Origin of the sequence: Veillonella parvula (genome assembly GCF_040097785.1) — a bacterium.
GTDB classification, from domain to species: domain Bacteria; phylum Bacillota; class Negativicutes; order Veillonellales; family Veillonellaceae; genus Veillonella; species Veillonella parvula_D.
In genome coordinates this window covers 450,541-466,090 of sequence record NZ_JBBNNS010000002.1, presented here as the reverse complement: position 1 = coordinate 466,090, position 15,550 = coordinate 450,541, and the positions used below count along the sequence as shown (strand labels likewise).

15 protein-coding genes, 1 pseudogene and 1 CRISPR repeat array are annotated in these 15,550 nt (G+C 37.1%); of the genes and pseudogenes, 13 read left to right on the top strand and 3 right to left on the bottom strand.

From position 1 onward, the window contains the following. Nucleotides 1-23: 23 nt before the first annotated feature. Nucleotides 24-1,182: direct repeats of the CRISPR family, unit length 36 nt; unit sequence GTTTGAGAGTAGTGTAATTCTATAAACCTCTAAAAC. Between the two features lie 632 nt (nt 1,183-1,814). Both AAA071_RS06220 and AAA071_RS06215 read left to right on the top strand, forming a co-directional pair. Beyond that, a complete protein-coding gene (locus AAA071_RS06220; RefSeq protein ID WP_302131897.1) occupies nt 1,815-3,074 on the top strand; it encodes a hypothetical protein in 1,260 nt (419 codons plus the stop codon). A gap of 460 nt (nt 3,075-3,534) precedes the next feature. Then, nucleotides 3,535-4,071, top strand: a complete 537-nt coding sequence (locus AAA071_RS06215; RefSeq protein ID WP_278460883.1) for a flavin reductase — start codon at nt 3,535-3,537, stop codon at nt 4,069-4,071. A gap of 205 nt (nt 4,072-4,276) precedes the next feature. On the opposite strand, the gene AAA071_RS06210 is transcribed toward AAA071_RS06215, so the two are convergent. Then, the gene (locus AAA071_RS06210) at nt 4,277-5,611 is read right to left on the bottom strand and encodes a hypothetical protein (protein WP_287529271.1); all 1,335 of its coding nucleotides are present in this window, start codon (nt 5,609-5,611) and stop codon (nt 4,277-4,279) included. A gap of 145 nt (nt 5,612-5,756) precedes the next feature. Between AAA071_RS06210 and AAA071_RS06205 the strand changes: the two are divergent. From AAA071_RS06205 to AAA071_RS06175, 7 genes and pseudogenes are all read left to right on the top strand, one after another. Continuing rightward, nucleotides 5,757-6,014 (top strand): annotated as a pseudogene (locus tag AAA071_RS06205) (TonB-dependent receptor); the annotation flags it as partial. Nucleotides 6,015-6,389: 375 nt separating this feature from the next. After that, the gene (locus tag AAA071_RS06200; protein ID WP_182321330.1) at nt 6,390-6,833 is read left to right on the top strand and encodes a hypothetical protein; all 444 of its coding nucleotides are present in this window, start codon (nt 6,390-6,392) and stop codon (nt 6,831-6,833) included. Then, entirely contained in the window at nt 6,833-7,432 is a 600-nt protein-coding gene (locus AAA071_RS06195) for a DNA-3-methyladenine glycosylase I (RefSeq protein WP_302131898.1), read from the top strand. Before AAA071_RS06200 ends, AAA071_RS06195 begins: the two co-directional genes overlap by 1 nt. Nucleotides 7,433-7,883: 451 nt before the next feature. After that, nucleotides 7,884-8,600, top strand: coding sequence for a DUF554 domain-containing protein (locus AAA071_RS06190; protein WP_008714647.1), 717 nt, complete (start codon nt 7,884-7,886; stop codon nt 8,598-8,600). Nucleotides 8,601-9,002: 402 nt separating this feature from the next. Continuing rightward, on the top strand, nt 9,003-9,323 hold the full coding sequence (locus AAA071_RS06185; RefSeq protein WP_004694508.1) for a HigA family addiction module antitoxin: 321 nt from the start codon (nt 9,003-9,005) through the stop codon (nt 9,321-9,323). Nucleotides 9,324-9,409: 86 nt separating this feature from the next. Continuing rightward, complete coding sequence (locus AAA071_RS06180; RefSeq protein WP_005384960.1) at nt 9,410-9,763, top strand: Spx/MgsR family RNA polymerase-binding regulatory protein; 354 nt, start codon at nt 9,410-9,412, stop codon at nt 9,761-9,763. Nucleotides 9,764-10,260: 497 nt separating this feature from the next. Next, nucleotides 10,261-11,034 (top strand): hypothetical protein, encoded by a 774-nt coding sequence (locus AAA071_RS06175; RefSeq protein ID WP_195213373.1) that lies wholly within the window; start codon nt 10,261-10,263, stop codon nt 11,032-11,034. A gap of 108 nt (nt 11,035-11,142) precedes the next feature. On the opposite strand, the gene pgtP is transcribed toward AAA071_RS06175, so the two are convergent. Next, nucleotides 11,143-12,465, bottom strand: a complete 1,323-nt coding sequence (gene pgtP / locus AAA071_RS06170) for a phosphoglycerate transporter protein PgtP (RefSeq protein WP_349234083.1) — start codon at nt 12,463-12,465, stop codon at nt 11,143-11,145. 313 nt (nt 12,466-12,778) lie between these two features. On the opposite strand from pgtP, the gene AAA071_RS06165 reads away from it, so the two are divergent. Both AAA071_RS06165 and AAA071_RS06160 read left to right on the top strand, forming a co-directional pair. Continuing rightward, nucleotides 12,779-12,970, top strand: coding sequence for a P-type ATPase actuator domain-containing protein (locus AAA071_RS06165; protein ID WP_021148763.1), 192 nt, complete (start codon nt 12,779-12,781; stop codon nt 12,968-12,970). Then, complete coding sequence (locus AAA071_RS06160; RefSeq protein WP_229039613.1) at nt 12,931-13,248, top strand: hypothetical protein; 318 nt, start codon at nt 12,931-12,933, stop codon at nt 13,246-13,248. The genes AAA071_RS06165 and AAA071_RS06160 overlap by 40 nt, the downstream gene beginning before the upstream one ends. 184 nt (nt 13,249-13,432) lie before the next feature. On the opposite strand, the gene AAA071_RS06155 is transcribed toward AAA071_RS06160, so the two are convergent. Next, entirely contained in the window at nt 13,433-14,023 is a 591-nt protein-coding gene (locus AAA071_RS06155) for a nitroreductase (RefSeq protein ID WP_008714653.1), read from the bottom strand. A gap of 380 nt (nt 14,024-14,403) precedes the next feature. On the opposite strand from AAA071_RS06155, the gene AAA071_RS06150 reads away from it, so the two are divergent. Both AAA071_RS06150 and AAA071_RS06145 read left to right on the top strand, forming a co-directional pair. Then, entirely contained in the window at nt 14,404-14,922 is a 519-nt protein-coding gene (locus AAA071_RS06150; protein ID WP_008714655.1) for a MarR family winged helix-turn-helix transcriptional regulator, read from the top strand. Between the two features lie 154 nt (nt 14,923-15,076). Next, on the top strand, nt 15,077-15,475 hold the full coding sequence (locus AAA071_RS06145) for a hypothetical protein (RefSeq protein WP_038125650.1): 399 nt from the start codon (nt 15,077-15,079) through the stop codon (nt 15,473-15,475). The last annotated feature ends 75 nt before the right edge of the window (nt 15,476-15,550 follow it).

The window sequence follows — 15,550 nt, the reverse complement described above, 5'->3', positions numbered from 1 at the left end:
TAATTTGCTACCTTCTTTAGGTTGTTTGAGAGTAGTGTAATTCTATAAACCTCTAAAACCTTCAAAACTTCCTGCAGGAAATAACTCCCGTTTGAGAGTAGTGTAATTCTATAAACCTCTAAAACAAGATGGTAATTTGCTACCTTCTTTAGGTTGTTTGAGAGTAGTGTAATTCTATAAACCTCTAAAACCTTCAAAACTTCCTGCAGGAAATAACTCCCGTTTGAGAGTAGTGTAATTCTATAAACCTCTAAAACAAAAGAAATAAGTAGGAATGAAAAGGAAACGTTTGAGAGTAGTGTAATTCTATAAACCTCTAAAACTCAGGATTAACAATAGAGAAAGTTATAGCAGTTTGAGAGTAGTGTAATTCTATAAACCTCTAAAACTGCGGTATTAACATTTAGATCATAATACTTGTTTGAGAGTAGTGTAATTCTATAAACCTCTAAAACAGGACCTGCTGCGGCAAGTGTGGCCAATCGGTTTGAGAGTAGTGTAATTCTATAAACCTCTAAAACGCAGATATCGTGCTTTTGTTGTGGCGACCGGTTAGAGAGTAGTGTAATTCTATAAACCTCTAAAACAACAGGTGATTTCCCTCGTTGTAATACTCCGTTTGAGAGTAGTGTAATTCTATAAACCTCTAAAACTTCCGTGTGCCAGTGAGTACTTTGTTGATCGTTTGAGAGTAGTGTAATTCTATAAACCTCTAAAACTGTTCTTCATAGTCATACCAAATACCAGCTGTTTGAGAGTAGTGTAATTCTATAAACCTCTAAAACAACATTTTCTGATGTAGAAACACGTTCTGAGTTTGAGAGTAGTGTAATTCTGTAAACCTCTAAAACCCCCCTTGCGTTCCACTAAAGGAGAGCATACGTTTGAGCGTAGTGTCATTCTGTAAACCTCTAAAACCATCTTCGCCCATCCATTCACGGAATTCCTGTTTGAGAGTAGTGTAATTCTGTAAACCTCTAAAACGCAAATCAGTAAAGTCATTTGTTGGATGCAGTTTGAGAGTAGTGTAATTCTGTAAACCTCTAAAACGCCATCGTCTACCCATTGATTTACCGATACGTTTGAGAGTAGTGTAATTCTGTAAATCTCTAAAATTGTAGAAGAATTCATTCCTCAATGGTAAGGGTTTGAGAGTAGTGTAATTCTGTAAACCTTTAAAACGAGCAAATTAGATCCTTCTTTAAAGAGTTGGTTTGAGAGTAATGTAATTAGAATTTAGTAGATTATAAATTTGTGAAACGATATAAAAAGCCGAGCTACCTTGTTTTAGTAGCTCGGCTTTATTTGTTAATTTATATATTTATATAATATGATGCTTATTGTATCGTATATTAGTTCGCTCTATAATAGATTTAGGATAGTTAGACGAGGTTGGGACTCTCTTCGTTTTCGAAGGGAGGGATAAGTCTATGAGCGATTATGAAATAATCATGCTCCTGTTACAAGTAATGGCTATTGTTATTGCTTTTGGGGCTTTAATAGCACTTATTTGCCTTACAAGAAGCAAATAGCCCTCCGTTGCCTAGTGTAACTAGATAACTGAAAGGCCATTTCCTAATGTTTTACTGATTTAGAGATGAGCCTGACGGCACTACTCGTCTGACTATCTACCTATATTATAGGGATAAAGATTTATATCGTCAAATTGAGATAAACCTTATAAATATCAATATAGGTAAATCTTATATACTAAATTATAAAATTATTAATCATAGGCACAGACTTATTTGCATAGTATACTTATGCTAATAAGTCTGTGCTTATTTATTTTATAAAAATTGAGAGAGGGTACTATGTTACGTAAAAGTGTAATTATGATGGCACTAGCAACTGCTTTCACCATAAATGTAAGTGCTGTACAGATCGAAGTGCCAGCCGGACAGCCACCTGTGCCTGGGGCGGATGCGAGTATTCCTGCTAATGCGTATGAAAATTATCGACATATTAATAAGGTGGCGGAGCAAGAGGTAGAGTCATATATTCAATTTGTAGAATCGAAGTCTGTAAATCCGGCATCGAAACTGGATAAGTTATATCGAGAACGGTCTGGTTTTGTTAAGGCTTCGGAGCTTGCAGATTATTCGCAGTCTACAGTTGTGTTGCTTCATGAAGGGGATAAGAATATCAGATTATCCGTACCAAATGTTAGCTTACGGGGTGATGTTGTAGAGTCTCCATCCGGAAAACAAGGGCCCTTGTTTGCTGTTCGAAGCCTTAGTGCGTTTTTAGTTGTCGGTCCACCGCATGCTAAAGAGCTTAATAAATATTCTGAAAGTAAAGGAAAATATATGTATCCAGGATTACGGAACACATCTTGGAAGCTCATGTCAAATAATGCCCATGTAATGTATACGGAATTTACACCAAATGATACAAATACATCTTATGGCATTACCTATGGCGGTTGGGTAAATACAGAGGATCCATATCAAGATAAAGCGCCTGAAGTGGTGATGAGTAATTATATTATTCCATCTATCGAATCATTATCTGGATTAGATGCTTATACTAATATTGAGCATTGGGGTAATTTTAACTATCGTATTCCTAAAACGGCTAAGCTCATCAGTGAAACTGTGGAAGACGAGACATATGATGTAAGAACCTATGAGGATACAGGATTTAAAATGCGGGTAATACGTAGCTTAATCAAGAAAGAAAAGCCAGATGTAACGATTATTAAGATCCCAACATTATATTTTTTACATAAATATAATGATTTAGACACACCTACACAGTATGCAGTAGTATGGAACAATGGGATTGCAGGCTCTTTAGTTGATTCCTATAAGCCTAATAGTGAATCCTATCTTCGTCATGTTGTGAGAGATTCTGTATACGTTTACAGTTATCGTATTAATTATGATGAAAGTAAAACATCTTATACACATAAACAACTGAGAGATATGATCGAATATGTGGGCTTTGATGATGCGGCAAGATTACGAAAAGAGCCACAATGGCGAGAAGAAGGGTCTTATAAGGAGAAACTTGAAGAGAGCCCAGTATTTATACCGTGGTATATGGAATGGATTAATATATTAACTCAATAAGAAATGTAGTTTTAAAGTTTTTATGGTGTAAGCGATTACCGCCAGCTTTTAATTCATAGAATTAGCTCGGCTTTTATTACTGTATTCATATATTTGTATAATATAATACTTATTGTATCGTATATTAGTTCGCTATATAATAAGCATAGGATAGTTAGACGAGGTTGGGCCTCTCTTCGTCATCGAAGGGAGGGATAAGCCTATGAGTGATTATGAAATAATCATGCTCTTATTACAGGTGATAACTGTGGTTATTGCTTTTGGAGCTTTAATAGCGCTTATTTGTCTCACAAAAGACAAATAGCCCTTCGTTATCTTAGATGATTCGATAACTGAAAGGCCATTTCTCAAGCTTTTTTGTTTTCAGAGATGAGCCTGACGGTATGACTCGTCTGACTATCTACCTATATTATAGGGGTAAAGATTTATATCGTCAAATCGAGATAAACTGGAGGTTCTTATGAAACCATTTGAAACAAAGGATTATAAAGCTTTTACTATGTTTGAGAATCGTTGGGCTCTTGTTACGGCTGGAATGCTTGATGATTTTAATACATGTACGGTTAGTTGGGGCAGTATGGGCAACATATGGGGCCCTAATGGTGGCGATATATCCACGGTGACAGTGTACATTCATCCAGCGCGTTATACTCAAGAGTTTATGGCGAAATATGATACCTTTACAGTTAGCTTTTTCCCTGAAAGTTATCGCAAGGCTCTTGGTTATTTAGGTTCTCATTCTGGCCGCGACGAAAATAAGGTGGCAAATTCTGGCCTAACGCCAGTTACGGCAGGCGATGGGGTAACTTTCAAAGAAGCAGAGTTAACTTTTGTATGTAAAAAGCTATATGAACACCAATTCGATGAAGCCTATTTGGCAGAAAAGGTAAAAGATTATTACGCATCTAATTCTGCTGTATATACACAAGCTGGATATGATCGTTGGGAACCACATTATATGTACATTGGCGAAGTAGTTGACGCCATAAAGGACTAGTCTGTCCACATAACAAATGAAGACATACATACAATTCTTTGGGATACCGTGAATGCTGCATCTTAACTAAGTATATTTTAGTTTTCTAGTACTAAAAAAGTCGAGCTTCTATCGTTTAGTTGCTCGACTTTTGTTAGTTAATTTATATATTTGTATAATATAATGCTTATGAAAGCTATTTTATAATGGTGTTGATATAGAGCGTCTATGCTTCTGGAAATAGAACGTGTTCTTGCATTTTAAAATTAGGATTATTGGTAGAATCAAAGAACTCAATCATATTCCGTAATTTTTGAACTTCCTCAGCACTTAAAAAACTTGGATAGAAGATAGTATAAGTAAAACTATATATGCCATCATAGGAGTTAAAGTTTAGAATGTGATCATCCTTATTAGGTTCATAGCTGTGTATGGATAGACCAGGGATGTTATTGTTCCATACAACTGAGTAATTGATATAGTCTGATGCTGATGGATGGTAACGGTAAATATCCCAGAACGTATTTAAATCAGTTTTAAAATTGTAATGACCGTTTATAACAAGTTCGTGCGCATATGGGTTTCTAGGAACATTGTCAGTAGAAACAAAGAATGTTATATCTCCTTTTTTGTAGTATCTAATATCTTGGTGTTCAGAGGCCTTACTTTCACCTTCGTATATGGCGTCTTTTGGTACGCGGTATTGTACACCGTTTAAGCTTTCTATGCGTGAATATTGATTTAATTCATTTAGGTTTTGTACAGAGGGAAGCACATAATTAGCCAATAATTTATCTGTAGGAACCTTGTTCAGGACGGGGTTGTTATCATAATAGACAAACCCTGCGTGATATAAGGGATGACGCATGTTATAGCCCTTAAATTTAAAATTGATTGTGTCGATGGTGAGCGTTGTTTTTTTACCATTTTTAAAGTGTGGCATCTTCATGCTATCCCAAGTGCTGTAGGTAACAGTAGGATATGAAAATACAGTGCCCTTTATATCAGAAATCTGTTTGGAGGACTTTCGTTTCGCATTGTCTTGCAAGAAATTACGGACGTCTTTGTCTGTTAGCTTTTCATAAGCTATTTTGGTGTTGCGCCAGTCGTAATCTTTAAAATCTGCGTAGTCAATTTCTAAATTGAGACTTCCATTATTGGTTAAAACTCGATAGTCCTCAATGGTTCGACTTGGATTTTGGTAACGTCCTATATGATAATCACTTTTTATGCCCGCTACTGGGAATGAAAGGCGAATTTGGTTGTATTGATCATGAACGGAAATGACCGTATTATGGTAATTTTGACCGCGATATATAGAGGCTGCTTTAGTATACTCAATTTCTTTTTTACTAATACCCTTAGCCTTGTCAGTTGCTTTTAATGTTTTCACATAGTTTGCTACATCCTTTTCAATATCAGGGTTTGTGGCTTGGTAGTTTACGTAGGCATCCTTTGGAATCTTCGAATCTGCACCAGGAATATTAACATCGATGGCTCCTATTGGTGATAATATAGTGCTCATGATGAAAGTACACGCTAATAGTGGTAGTTTAGTCATGGTGGTATCTCCCGCTTACATTTCTGTATTTATTGGTATTGTAGTAATCCGTAGGTTATGTTATTAAGTATAATTATATAACTAAATGACTATATTTTTAAGTGACATGGAAACGTGTTTTGCTTACATGCTACTACTTCCTGTAGGACATTCTTTGATGCAAGATAGTCGTCCTATCGTATGGTATATGACTGTCAGCAATCGTGATGCCGTGACTGCCCGTGGCATTGCTGTTGGCGATTCCTTGAAAAAAGTGATGGACATCTATGGCCGTCCTGATTTTATAGACTTTAATAATCGATGGTTCTATGGATATCTACGCTATAACAGTGACAATATTGTAGGTATATTTTTCGAGCACAATGGTAGCAAGGTGACGAAAATTATTATTAGTGACAACTAAACTGCTTTTATTAGTGAAAGTCTTAATACATATATGCAGCCCTTTATCTATTAAAATGGATAAAGGGCTTTTTAGAGTGATAAAATAGAGCGGATGGCTTATATAGTGACTTCTTTTGTTAATCAGTACTATAAATAGTGTAAATTGATAAAATTTTTATAAAATATAATCCCACAAGAACTACAAAATCTGATATAATATTAATATGAAAATCGATGTATGTAAGGACTAAAAATGGTGTGTATGAAGTGATTTTCTAACCTAGAAAATCGCTATGTCCTTGGTATGCAGTCGATATAATCGGAATGTTGTATATATGAAATGACTACGCAAATGCGTAGTTTTTATTATTTTTTGTTTGGTGTAGGTAGTCCCATGAGTGTAGTGAAGCCCTTATTATGGCTATTAGAACCGTATATCGTATACAAAGCCTATTTGTGGGGTGCCCGTTTCATGGCACAACCCTTCACGTGGGAAGGCGAATTAGATTGGTTTGCTTTTATGTTAACCCTATTGCTCGTCATTGATGTGGTGGCGTTGCCCTTGGTGATCTTCTATTGCCCTGGTTTGAATCCTGGGGTACGTGTTCCAGACTGGATTCGCCGTTTAGGAACGCCTATTTACACCGTCCATAATTGGCTTGATAGTAAGGTGGGTGGCGACACATCTACGCCGATTATATGGCTTCGTAAAGCCTTGCATTCCTTGCTTTTATTCATTTATTATCTAGTGCCATTTTATGTGGGTGGTCATCTTGTAATGGGCCTCGTAGTAGCGCTCATGTATGACGTCCTCGTATGGGCGCATGGAGGTGTGTGATGACGACTTGTGAATGGCCGACGACGCCTTTATATCAGGATTACCACGATTACGAGTGGGGCCGACCAATTCATGATGACCAACATCAATTTGAACATCTTTGCCTTGAAAGTCTCCAATGTGGTCTCAGTTGGCTTACGATTTTGAATAAACGAAACATCATTCGAGCATGCTTTGATCATTTTGATATTGATGCGGTGGCTGCTTATGGTGAAAGCGACATTGAACGCATCATGCAGACGGAGGGGATGCTTAAGCATCGTCCTAAAATTGAAGCCATTATCAATAATGCTGCTGCTTTTAAACGTATTCAATCTGAATTTGGTTCGTTTTGTAACTATATTTGGGGATTTACAAATCATAAAACGATTATTTATGAAAACCATCCAGAAGGTCATTTTCCTACAAAGAATGGTTTATCTACACGGATCAGTAAAGACTTAAAGAAGAGGGGCTTTAAGTTTGTAGGTCCTGTTACAATTTATTCGCATCTACAAGCTAGTGGCCTTATCAATGATCACGGTAAAGACTGCCCTTGCTTTGAGGAGATTAATAAAACAGCAGATATCGTACGGTTACCTGTAGACGATGAAGCGTAAGGGTGATAAGTATAAATTAGTTAACAATAGTTTTTATGCATACTTGTGTTTACATAATTGAATTTGTTGTTATGTGGAATTGGGTGTACACTAAAGTCGATGAGGCGATAGCGACTCATCTCATGTCGGCCCGCTTTATATATAAACACATATACTCTCTCTCTCCTAAGCGGGTCTATCATTAGTTCTCTCTCAACGCTATAAACTATACAGAGCCTCTATCCTTATTGGATAGAGGCTTTTTGCTATATATAATGTTATAAAAGGAGTCATACTGTATTAGGAAAACCTATAGCAGCATTAATCAGGCTATATGTATGGTCCTAAAAAACTTTAATTAATCCAATTTCATATTATATATTTTATGCCATATAAATTGATTTATTTCGATATGATTGCTATACTGAAGTAAATTGATAGTGTTACTTTCACAATTAAAGAAGGGAAATATATGATTGGTTTGGGAACGGCCATTAATATTGGCCTCATTATAGCTGGCAGCCTATGTGGCCTCGCGTTTGGTCGCTTTATGAAAGAAAATTTAAAGCAAACGCTCATGATTGTGAGCGGTATTATCGTGCTTCTCCTCGGTATGAGCGGGGCCATGCAGTATATGCTCGTCATTGTCAATGGATCTCTACAAACAACGGGCCCTCTATTGATGATTATTAGCATGGTTGTAGGTGCCGTTATTGGCGAAATTATTGACCTCAATCATTGGATTACCGTATTTGGTGACTGGGTGAAAGCTCGCACTGGCAACGCTGGTGATCCAAAGTTTACGCACGCCTTTATCACGGCATCTTTGACGTTTACCGTAGGTGCTATGGGTGTACTTGGTTCCATTCAAGATGGCCTTACTGGAAATTATCAGACATTACTTTTAAAAGGCATCCTCGACGGCATCATCGTTATGGTTATGGTATCCTCTATGGGTAAAGGGGCGCTGTTCTCCTTTATTCCTGTAGGTATTACGCAATGGCTCATTACGGCTATGGCACATATTGCAGCGCCATTGATGACACCTAGTGCCATCGATAACCTATCCTACGTTGGATCTATTCTGATTTTCTGCGTTGGTATCGACCTCATCTGGCCTGGCAAAGTACGTATTGCAAACCTTTTGCCAGCCATCTTCGTGGCAATGGGACTTACATTTTTGCTATAACTAGTATTATAAATAATACATAGATTTTTATAAGAGACCTATATTCTCTCAACCTTTAATATGTATTTTATACATGATACGGTCGAGGATGTAGGTCTTTTTACTTTTTAAAATTAATTTAGTTGAAGTGGGAATTAATGATAGTTTTAATTCAATTATGACGATAGGGTAAATTGATTACATTCCGAAATAGGTGGCCAATAGAGTCATCTCAAGTGTAGGAATTAGATGATGTTTTATAGAATCTCTTTATTAAAATTATTTGTAGAATAATTTTAATTCTATGTATAGTTTTTCATCAAGTATATGTTATTGAATTATACCTGTTTAACAGGTATAATCAAAGGAGAGATTCTATGATTATCGGATTTGTAGATTATCATTAATAGAGAGGAAATTAATATGGAAAAGTTTATTCCTACACCTACCATTAGTGAAATATTAAAAGAAGAGTTTATGGATCCATTAGGACTATCTGCATATCGATTAGCTAAGGATATACATGTGCCTGTTTCACGTATTCAAGAAATATTGAATGGTACACGGTCTATTTCAGCAGATACATCGTTGCGTTTAGCGAAATACTTTGGTGTTTCGGAAGGGTATTTCTTGCGTTTACAGATGGATGTTGATTTGCGTACAGCAAAACTTAGTGAGGGGATGGATGAAGTATTATCCTCTATTACACATTGTGCTTCATTAGAACCCGTAGACTGTCAATAAGAGATTGATAATTTTCGATGTATTTGGTACAATTATCTTAAATTAGTAAGTCATTACAACATTGAATATTGATATAAGGAGAACCTATGTTATTCGTTGAATATCCTAAATGCACAACATGCAAAAAAGCAAAGAAATTCTTAGATGATCACAACATTAAGTACACAGATCGTGACATCAAGTCCGAAAACCCTACAGCAGAGGAAATTGCTGCTTGGTATCCACAATCTGGCAAGGATTTGAAAGCATTCTTTAATACTTCTGGTATGATTTACCGTGAACAACAATTAAAGGATAAATTGCCGAACCTTAGTGAAGAAGAAAAACTAGCATTATTAGCATCTAATGGCATGCTTGTAAAACGTCCTATCTTGGTTCTTGAAGACAAAGTACTTGTTGGATTTAAAGAAGCAGAATGGATTGAGGCGTTGAAGCTCTAATTTCATAACCTTGGTCAAAGCCCCTATCTCTAAAAGCCTCCATAGCGAGCTAAGTCATTTTTAGAGATAGGGGCTTTTCCTTTTATATGAAATTAGGATCTTCAACTAGTGCCTATTAAAATGAGCTCCAAAGTGAGCTAAGTCGTTTTTAGGGACCTGTTCTTTCTACGTTTTAATAAAGAAATTAGAGCTCACGACTAGGATCTCTTTTACAGTTAAGATATTTTTCATTTATCAAAAATTTTGATTTGTATATAACTTATATATTTTGTATAATATTTACACAATAGATATACCCCTATGGGTACTATAAAAATTTAGAATAGAAACAAAAGGTACTTCAGATCGGTAGTTGATTACTATTAGGTTAATATTAGTACGATATTAACACAAGATTAGTGTCATATTGCATGGGTGTACCTTACTATTTAATAAATTGTTTTGTATTTTATTTCCGGATTAAGTAAGGCCGGTATCTCATTTATAGAGAGGTCTATATGAAGTTTTTACAGTCTTTATCAGCGCAGGTTTCTCTGCGTACGCAGGGGGCTATTTTGGCACTCGGCTTGTTATTTATTATATTAGATGCGCTTACGGAGCCTATGAACCCAGCTATTGATTTGGCGTGGGTAACGGTCATCATTTGTGGCTTGCCATTGCTCATTAACAGCGTGCAAAGTATTTTGGATCATTTAGAGATTCATGCTAATTTTCTCATCGTGATAGCCATGGTGGCGCTTATTGCGATTGGAGATTACCATACGGCGGCTTATGTAGGAATCATCGTACATGGTGGCTTTTTCTTAGAGCAGCTTATTACGGGTGACGTACATTATACATTGGATGATGATATGTTGCCGACCATGCCTACACAGCTTGTAGCCTTGCGTCAGGGCATTAACAATTATTCATCTGTTATTGTTGTGGCTGTTATGTTGCTTTCCATGGGTTCCTATGCATTGACGCAGAACTTTATGCATACCATTACATTGCTAGTTATCCTTTGCCCATGCTCTTTGGAACTCGTTCTTGTGGCACTCATGATGGGTTCTCTCGTAGATGAAAACTCTCCAACAGCGGGGCTTTCAAAAGAGGCAAAACAATGCCATTTGGGCCTACTTATCGTGTCTATTTTGTTCCACGTTGCCATCATCGGTGCTGGTGTGTTAGGATCTATCAATCCAGTAACAGCTGCTGCATTACATGGCTTGGCTCGACTTGGTCTCGTGTATAATTTGAAAGTATTAAACGGTTCCTTGTGCGTCGCATAAATAATTAAACTCCCCTAGTAATCATAAGTATTACTAGGGGAGTTTTGTATATACAACAGTGAGTTGTACAGTACGTATTTATACATTACGTATTATACAGTACGTATTCTATTGTTGTCCTTTGTCTCCAAGGGTGAGGAGTAGGAATACGATGGATAGGATACATGCACCAACGAGGGCAATGAAACCACCATCCCAACCGTAGAGGTCAACCATGAGACCCATGAAAGCACCAGCACCGGCAGAACCGATGAGGTAACCAAGAAGGCCTGTAAGGCCAGTAGCTCCACCTGTTGCTACGCGTGGCACCATATCTGCTGCTTGAAGGCCAATCATCATAACAGGACCGTAGATGAGGAAGCCGATAGCGATGAGTGCTAAGTTATCGATGAGAATATTGCCTGCAGGGTTAAACCAGTACACGAGAATCGCCAAGATAACGAATAGCATGAAGCAAATTGTAGCTGGAGCACGACGGCCGCGGAATACGCGGTCACTCAAGTAACCACTTACGAGCATGCCTGGAATACCAGCCCATTCGTATAAGAAGTAAGCCCAACGGGAACCTTCTTTTGTGAAGCCTTTCACAGCGGTTAAATAGGTCGGTGCCCAGCTAACTACGCCGTAACGGATGAAGTATACAAAAATGTTTGCAATCGCAAGATACCATAAGTATTTATTATGCAAAATATATTTGTAGAAGATTTCTTTGAAAGTACTTTTTTCTTCATTTGCTGTATGTGTATGAACTACTTCATGTTTGTATTCTTCGATAGGCGGTAAGCCACAAGATTGAGGCGTATCTTTCAACAATACAAAGGTAATAATCGCTAACACGATAGAGATAAGGGCAGGGAAGAAAAAGATACTATGCCATGTACCGAATAGGTAGATGCCAAGCGTAGCAAGAGGAGCGATAATGCCGCCACCTAGGTTGTGGGACACGTTCCACCAAGACCACCAAGCACCGCGTTCGGAACGGGAGAACCAAGTTACCATGTTTTTCGCATATGGAGGGTAGCCCATACCTTGGAACCAACCGTTTAATAAGGCAAGAACACACATGATAGGAATACTGCTCATAACACCTGGTAAGGTGCCGAATAATAACATAACTAAAGCACTAAGCAATAGACCTACTGTGGAGAAGTATTTTGGGTTAGAGCAGTCAGACGCATTACCCATAACAAATTTACTTACGCCGTAAGCTACGGATAAGATGGTCATAACTATACCAAGATCCGCTTTGGTGTAGCCGTACTCAGCAATCATGTACGGAACAGCTAAACTAAAGTTTTGACGGATCAAATAGAATGTAGCATAACCAATAAATGTACCTGCAAAGACTTCGCGACGAAGACGTTTGTAGGTGGAATCGATTTGCGCCTCAGGTAAACGTTCAATATGAGGAGCAGGAGAGAAAATCGACATCGTTACACATCCTTTCTACAACATGTCATTTGTAATAATACCATGTAGGGTATGTAGTCGACTATACTTAATTTTCTATTATAATAAATAGTTATTAGAAAATTGAATTATGGATAACATTGATTAGGGTGAAATAGTATTGAATAGGTTGAAAATATCAAAATATCTTCTATGTAAATATTATCAATTTGCAAATATATATATGAATGGCTGTTCATGTATTTGCGTAATGAGGCTATGCATGAATAATATAATCTTATTGAATTCGCATTTTTCCTGTACTTTTGAGTGTATATGAATAATTGTACATATTTTGTTATTGACACAAGGTAATGCGAAAATCGTTAGCTTGGCTGACCGTTGGGCCACATGGATTGTAGTGATTGCGTTATTGGCCGCGGTTGGCACCTATGTGGTAACTGGAGAAATCATTCGTGCCGTAACCATCCTCGTTGTGTTCTGTCCTTGTGCTCTCGTATTGGCAACGCCGGCAGCGATAATGTAAAGGAAATTCCTCACTTAGTAGCATTATCTAAACGCATGATGACTACTATTAAAATTAATCTTTCTTTCTCCTTGCTTTTGAATTTCGTAGCTATCATCTTGGCAATGGTTGGTACTTTATCTCCAGTGTGGGGGGCCCTTGTTCATAACGGAGGGAGCCTTCTCGTAGTTGCAAACTCTGCACTATTGTTGCGCTGGGCTTACAAATCTAACCATGTAGTAGATGATGATCATTCCGTTCTTGTGAAAGCAGCACGTAAACGCGTGTTTGAGGCTTAATAGTAGTTCATTATAAATATAAGTATGGAGTGTGCATCGATTTGATTACTAAATCGGTGAGCGTTAAAAAATAATATAGTCAATAAAAAGCGCTATCTATTCCTAACGAAACTCAAATAGAGTTGTAGGATAGATAGCGCTTTTGTTTCATTTATAGTATGAAATCGATGGTTTCTAGTCTCGATTAATCAATGTATGTTACAGGATAGCCTTTTGGCTCGATTTCGCGGCGGTTAAGGTCATTTGGTAGATCTGGGTAGCCGATAGCGAGGCTAGCGTAGACTTTTTCGTCTTCGCTAAGACCTAGTTCACGCATTTTGGCTTGGATGCGTTCATTATCTTGAAGATGACGGATTTGGTTAACCCAGCAACTGCCAAGGTCGAGTTCATTGCAAGCAAGCATCATATTTTGCATAGCACAAGATACATCAGCAAAGTTATTAGCATAGTTTGCTTTACTAGCTAATACGATGAGCACAGGTGCATTATAGTGGAATACAAATTTGCCTTCGGAGGACATCTTAATGATATTCACCATGTAAGGTAAAGTATTTTCTGTAATCGGCATTTTGCCGTATTCTTCTTGAATGAGTGTTACTAGTTCTTGAAGCACATCTTGGTTTGTAATGACCATGAAATGTGTTAATTGTGTATTACCGCCGGATGGAGCGCGTCGACCAGCGTCGAGTACTTGGTCAATAAGTTCTCGAGATACTTGATCTGCTTTAAATTTACGCGTACTATGACGAGTTTTGATGCACTCTAAGGTGTTCATATAGGCCTCCTATTATAAGTTAGCTTTGATATAGAATTTCTTTTATTATACTACAAGGAAGGACCTAGTAGGGGGCGTATTTTTACTAAGTCATCTATTAGGAGACGGTCCTGCAACGAAAAAAGATTTCATTGAAAACAGAAGTTATAACTTTCTAATTTAATATTAAAATAATTTATAAATAAAGTAACAATTTTATGGTATGATTTTTACCCATAAATTCTATAGAAGTGCCTAATTCTTAACGAATAAGAAAATAAATATTAATTAATTGACAAATTTAAAAATATCTGTTCAAAGTAGGCTTTTTGCGTTGACTGTTTACCGTAAAATTGTGTACAATTAATTAGTAGATAATTGTGTGCATATGGAGGTAGAATATGGCAGAAATTGGTGTACTTGAAGGGTACAAACATAAAGAAGATGTTCCTGATTCAGAATATTTAAGATTGGAAAACCAATTGAGCTTCCCACTTTATGTAGTGGCGAAGGAAATTGTTAATGCATATCGTAATCACTTAGATCCTTTAAATTTGACATATACTCAATACATCGTAATGATGGCATTGTGGCAATATGGTGATTTATCCGTTAAGGAATTGGGCCAAGTATTGCGCCTAGATTCCGGTACATTAACACCGCTTTTAAAGAAATTAGAAGCTAAAGCATTCTTGAAACGCAAACGCAGTCGTCAAGATGAACGCGTAGTTATGGTAACCCTTACTGATACGGGCAAAGAATTACGTGATGTAGCTGTTCATATACCACGCCGCTTGGCTGAAGCGTCAGGTCCAATTTTTGATGTAGAAGAGACACGTCAATTGCGTATGTTGCTCAATAAATTACTAGAAGCAATCGATAATGCAAACGCAAAAACAGCAGAGAACATGAAGGGCTAATTTGATACAACCTCATATGCATATATTCTGTAACCTTGGAAATCTAAAAATTTTATTAAAAATGTGATATACTATACATATAGCGTATTGTATTCAAGTCATGTGAGAGTATGACTGATTCATGATTTGCCCTCGTGGCACAAAGGAGATCATTATGAATAAAAATTTATTAGGTGCATTTGTATTAGCCGGTACATTATTAGTAGGTGGTGTTGCAAACGCAGCAAACTGGAATGGGTTAGCTAACTACCCAGAGGTTCCAAATAGTGCAAATGGTACAGAAACGTATTTCTTTGATAAAGCATCTGAGTTTAAAGGTATCGATAGCAGCCGTAACAACGTATTTGGTGTTAATGTAATTAACATGCATAATAACCAATACGGGGAAGCTACATTGTTCAAATATCTTGTTAATCCAAGCTTACATACTGTATATCGTTACGCTCCAGATGGTCAAGTTTACCAAATTCAACCTGGAACAAATGAGTTCAATATGTTCATGGCTGCTTGGAAAGAAGTATACGGCACAACTTTCGAATTCCCAGCGTTATAATTTGATGGCCCGTATCGTAATAATTACATAACTATTGCTGGTGAAAGCTCCTTTTGGGCTTTCACCAGTGTTGTT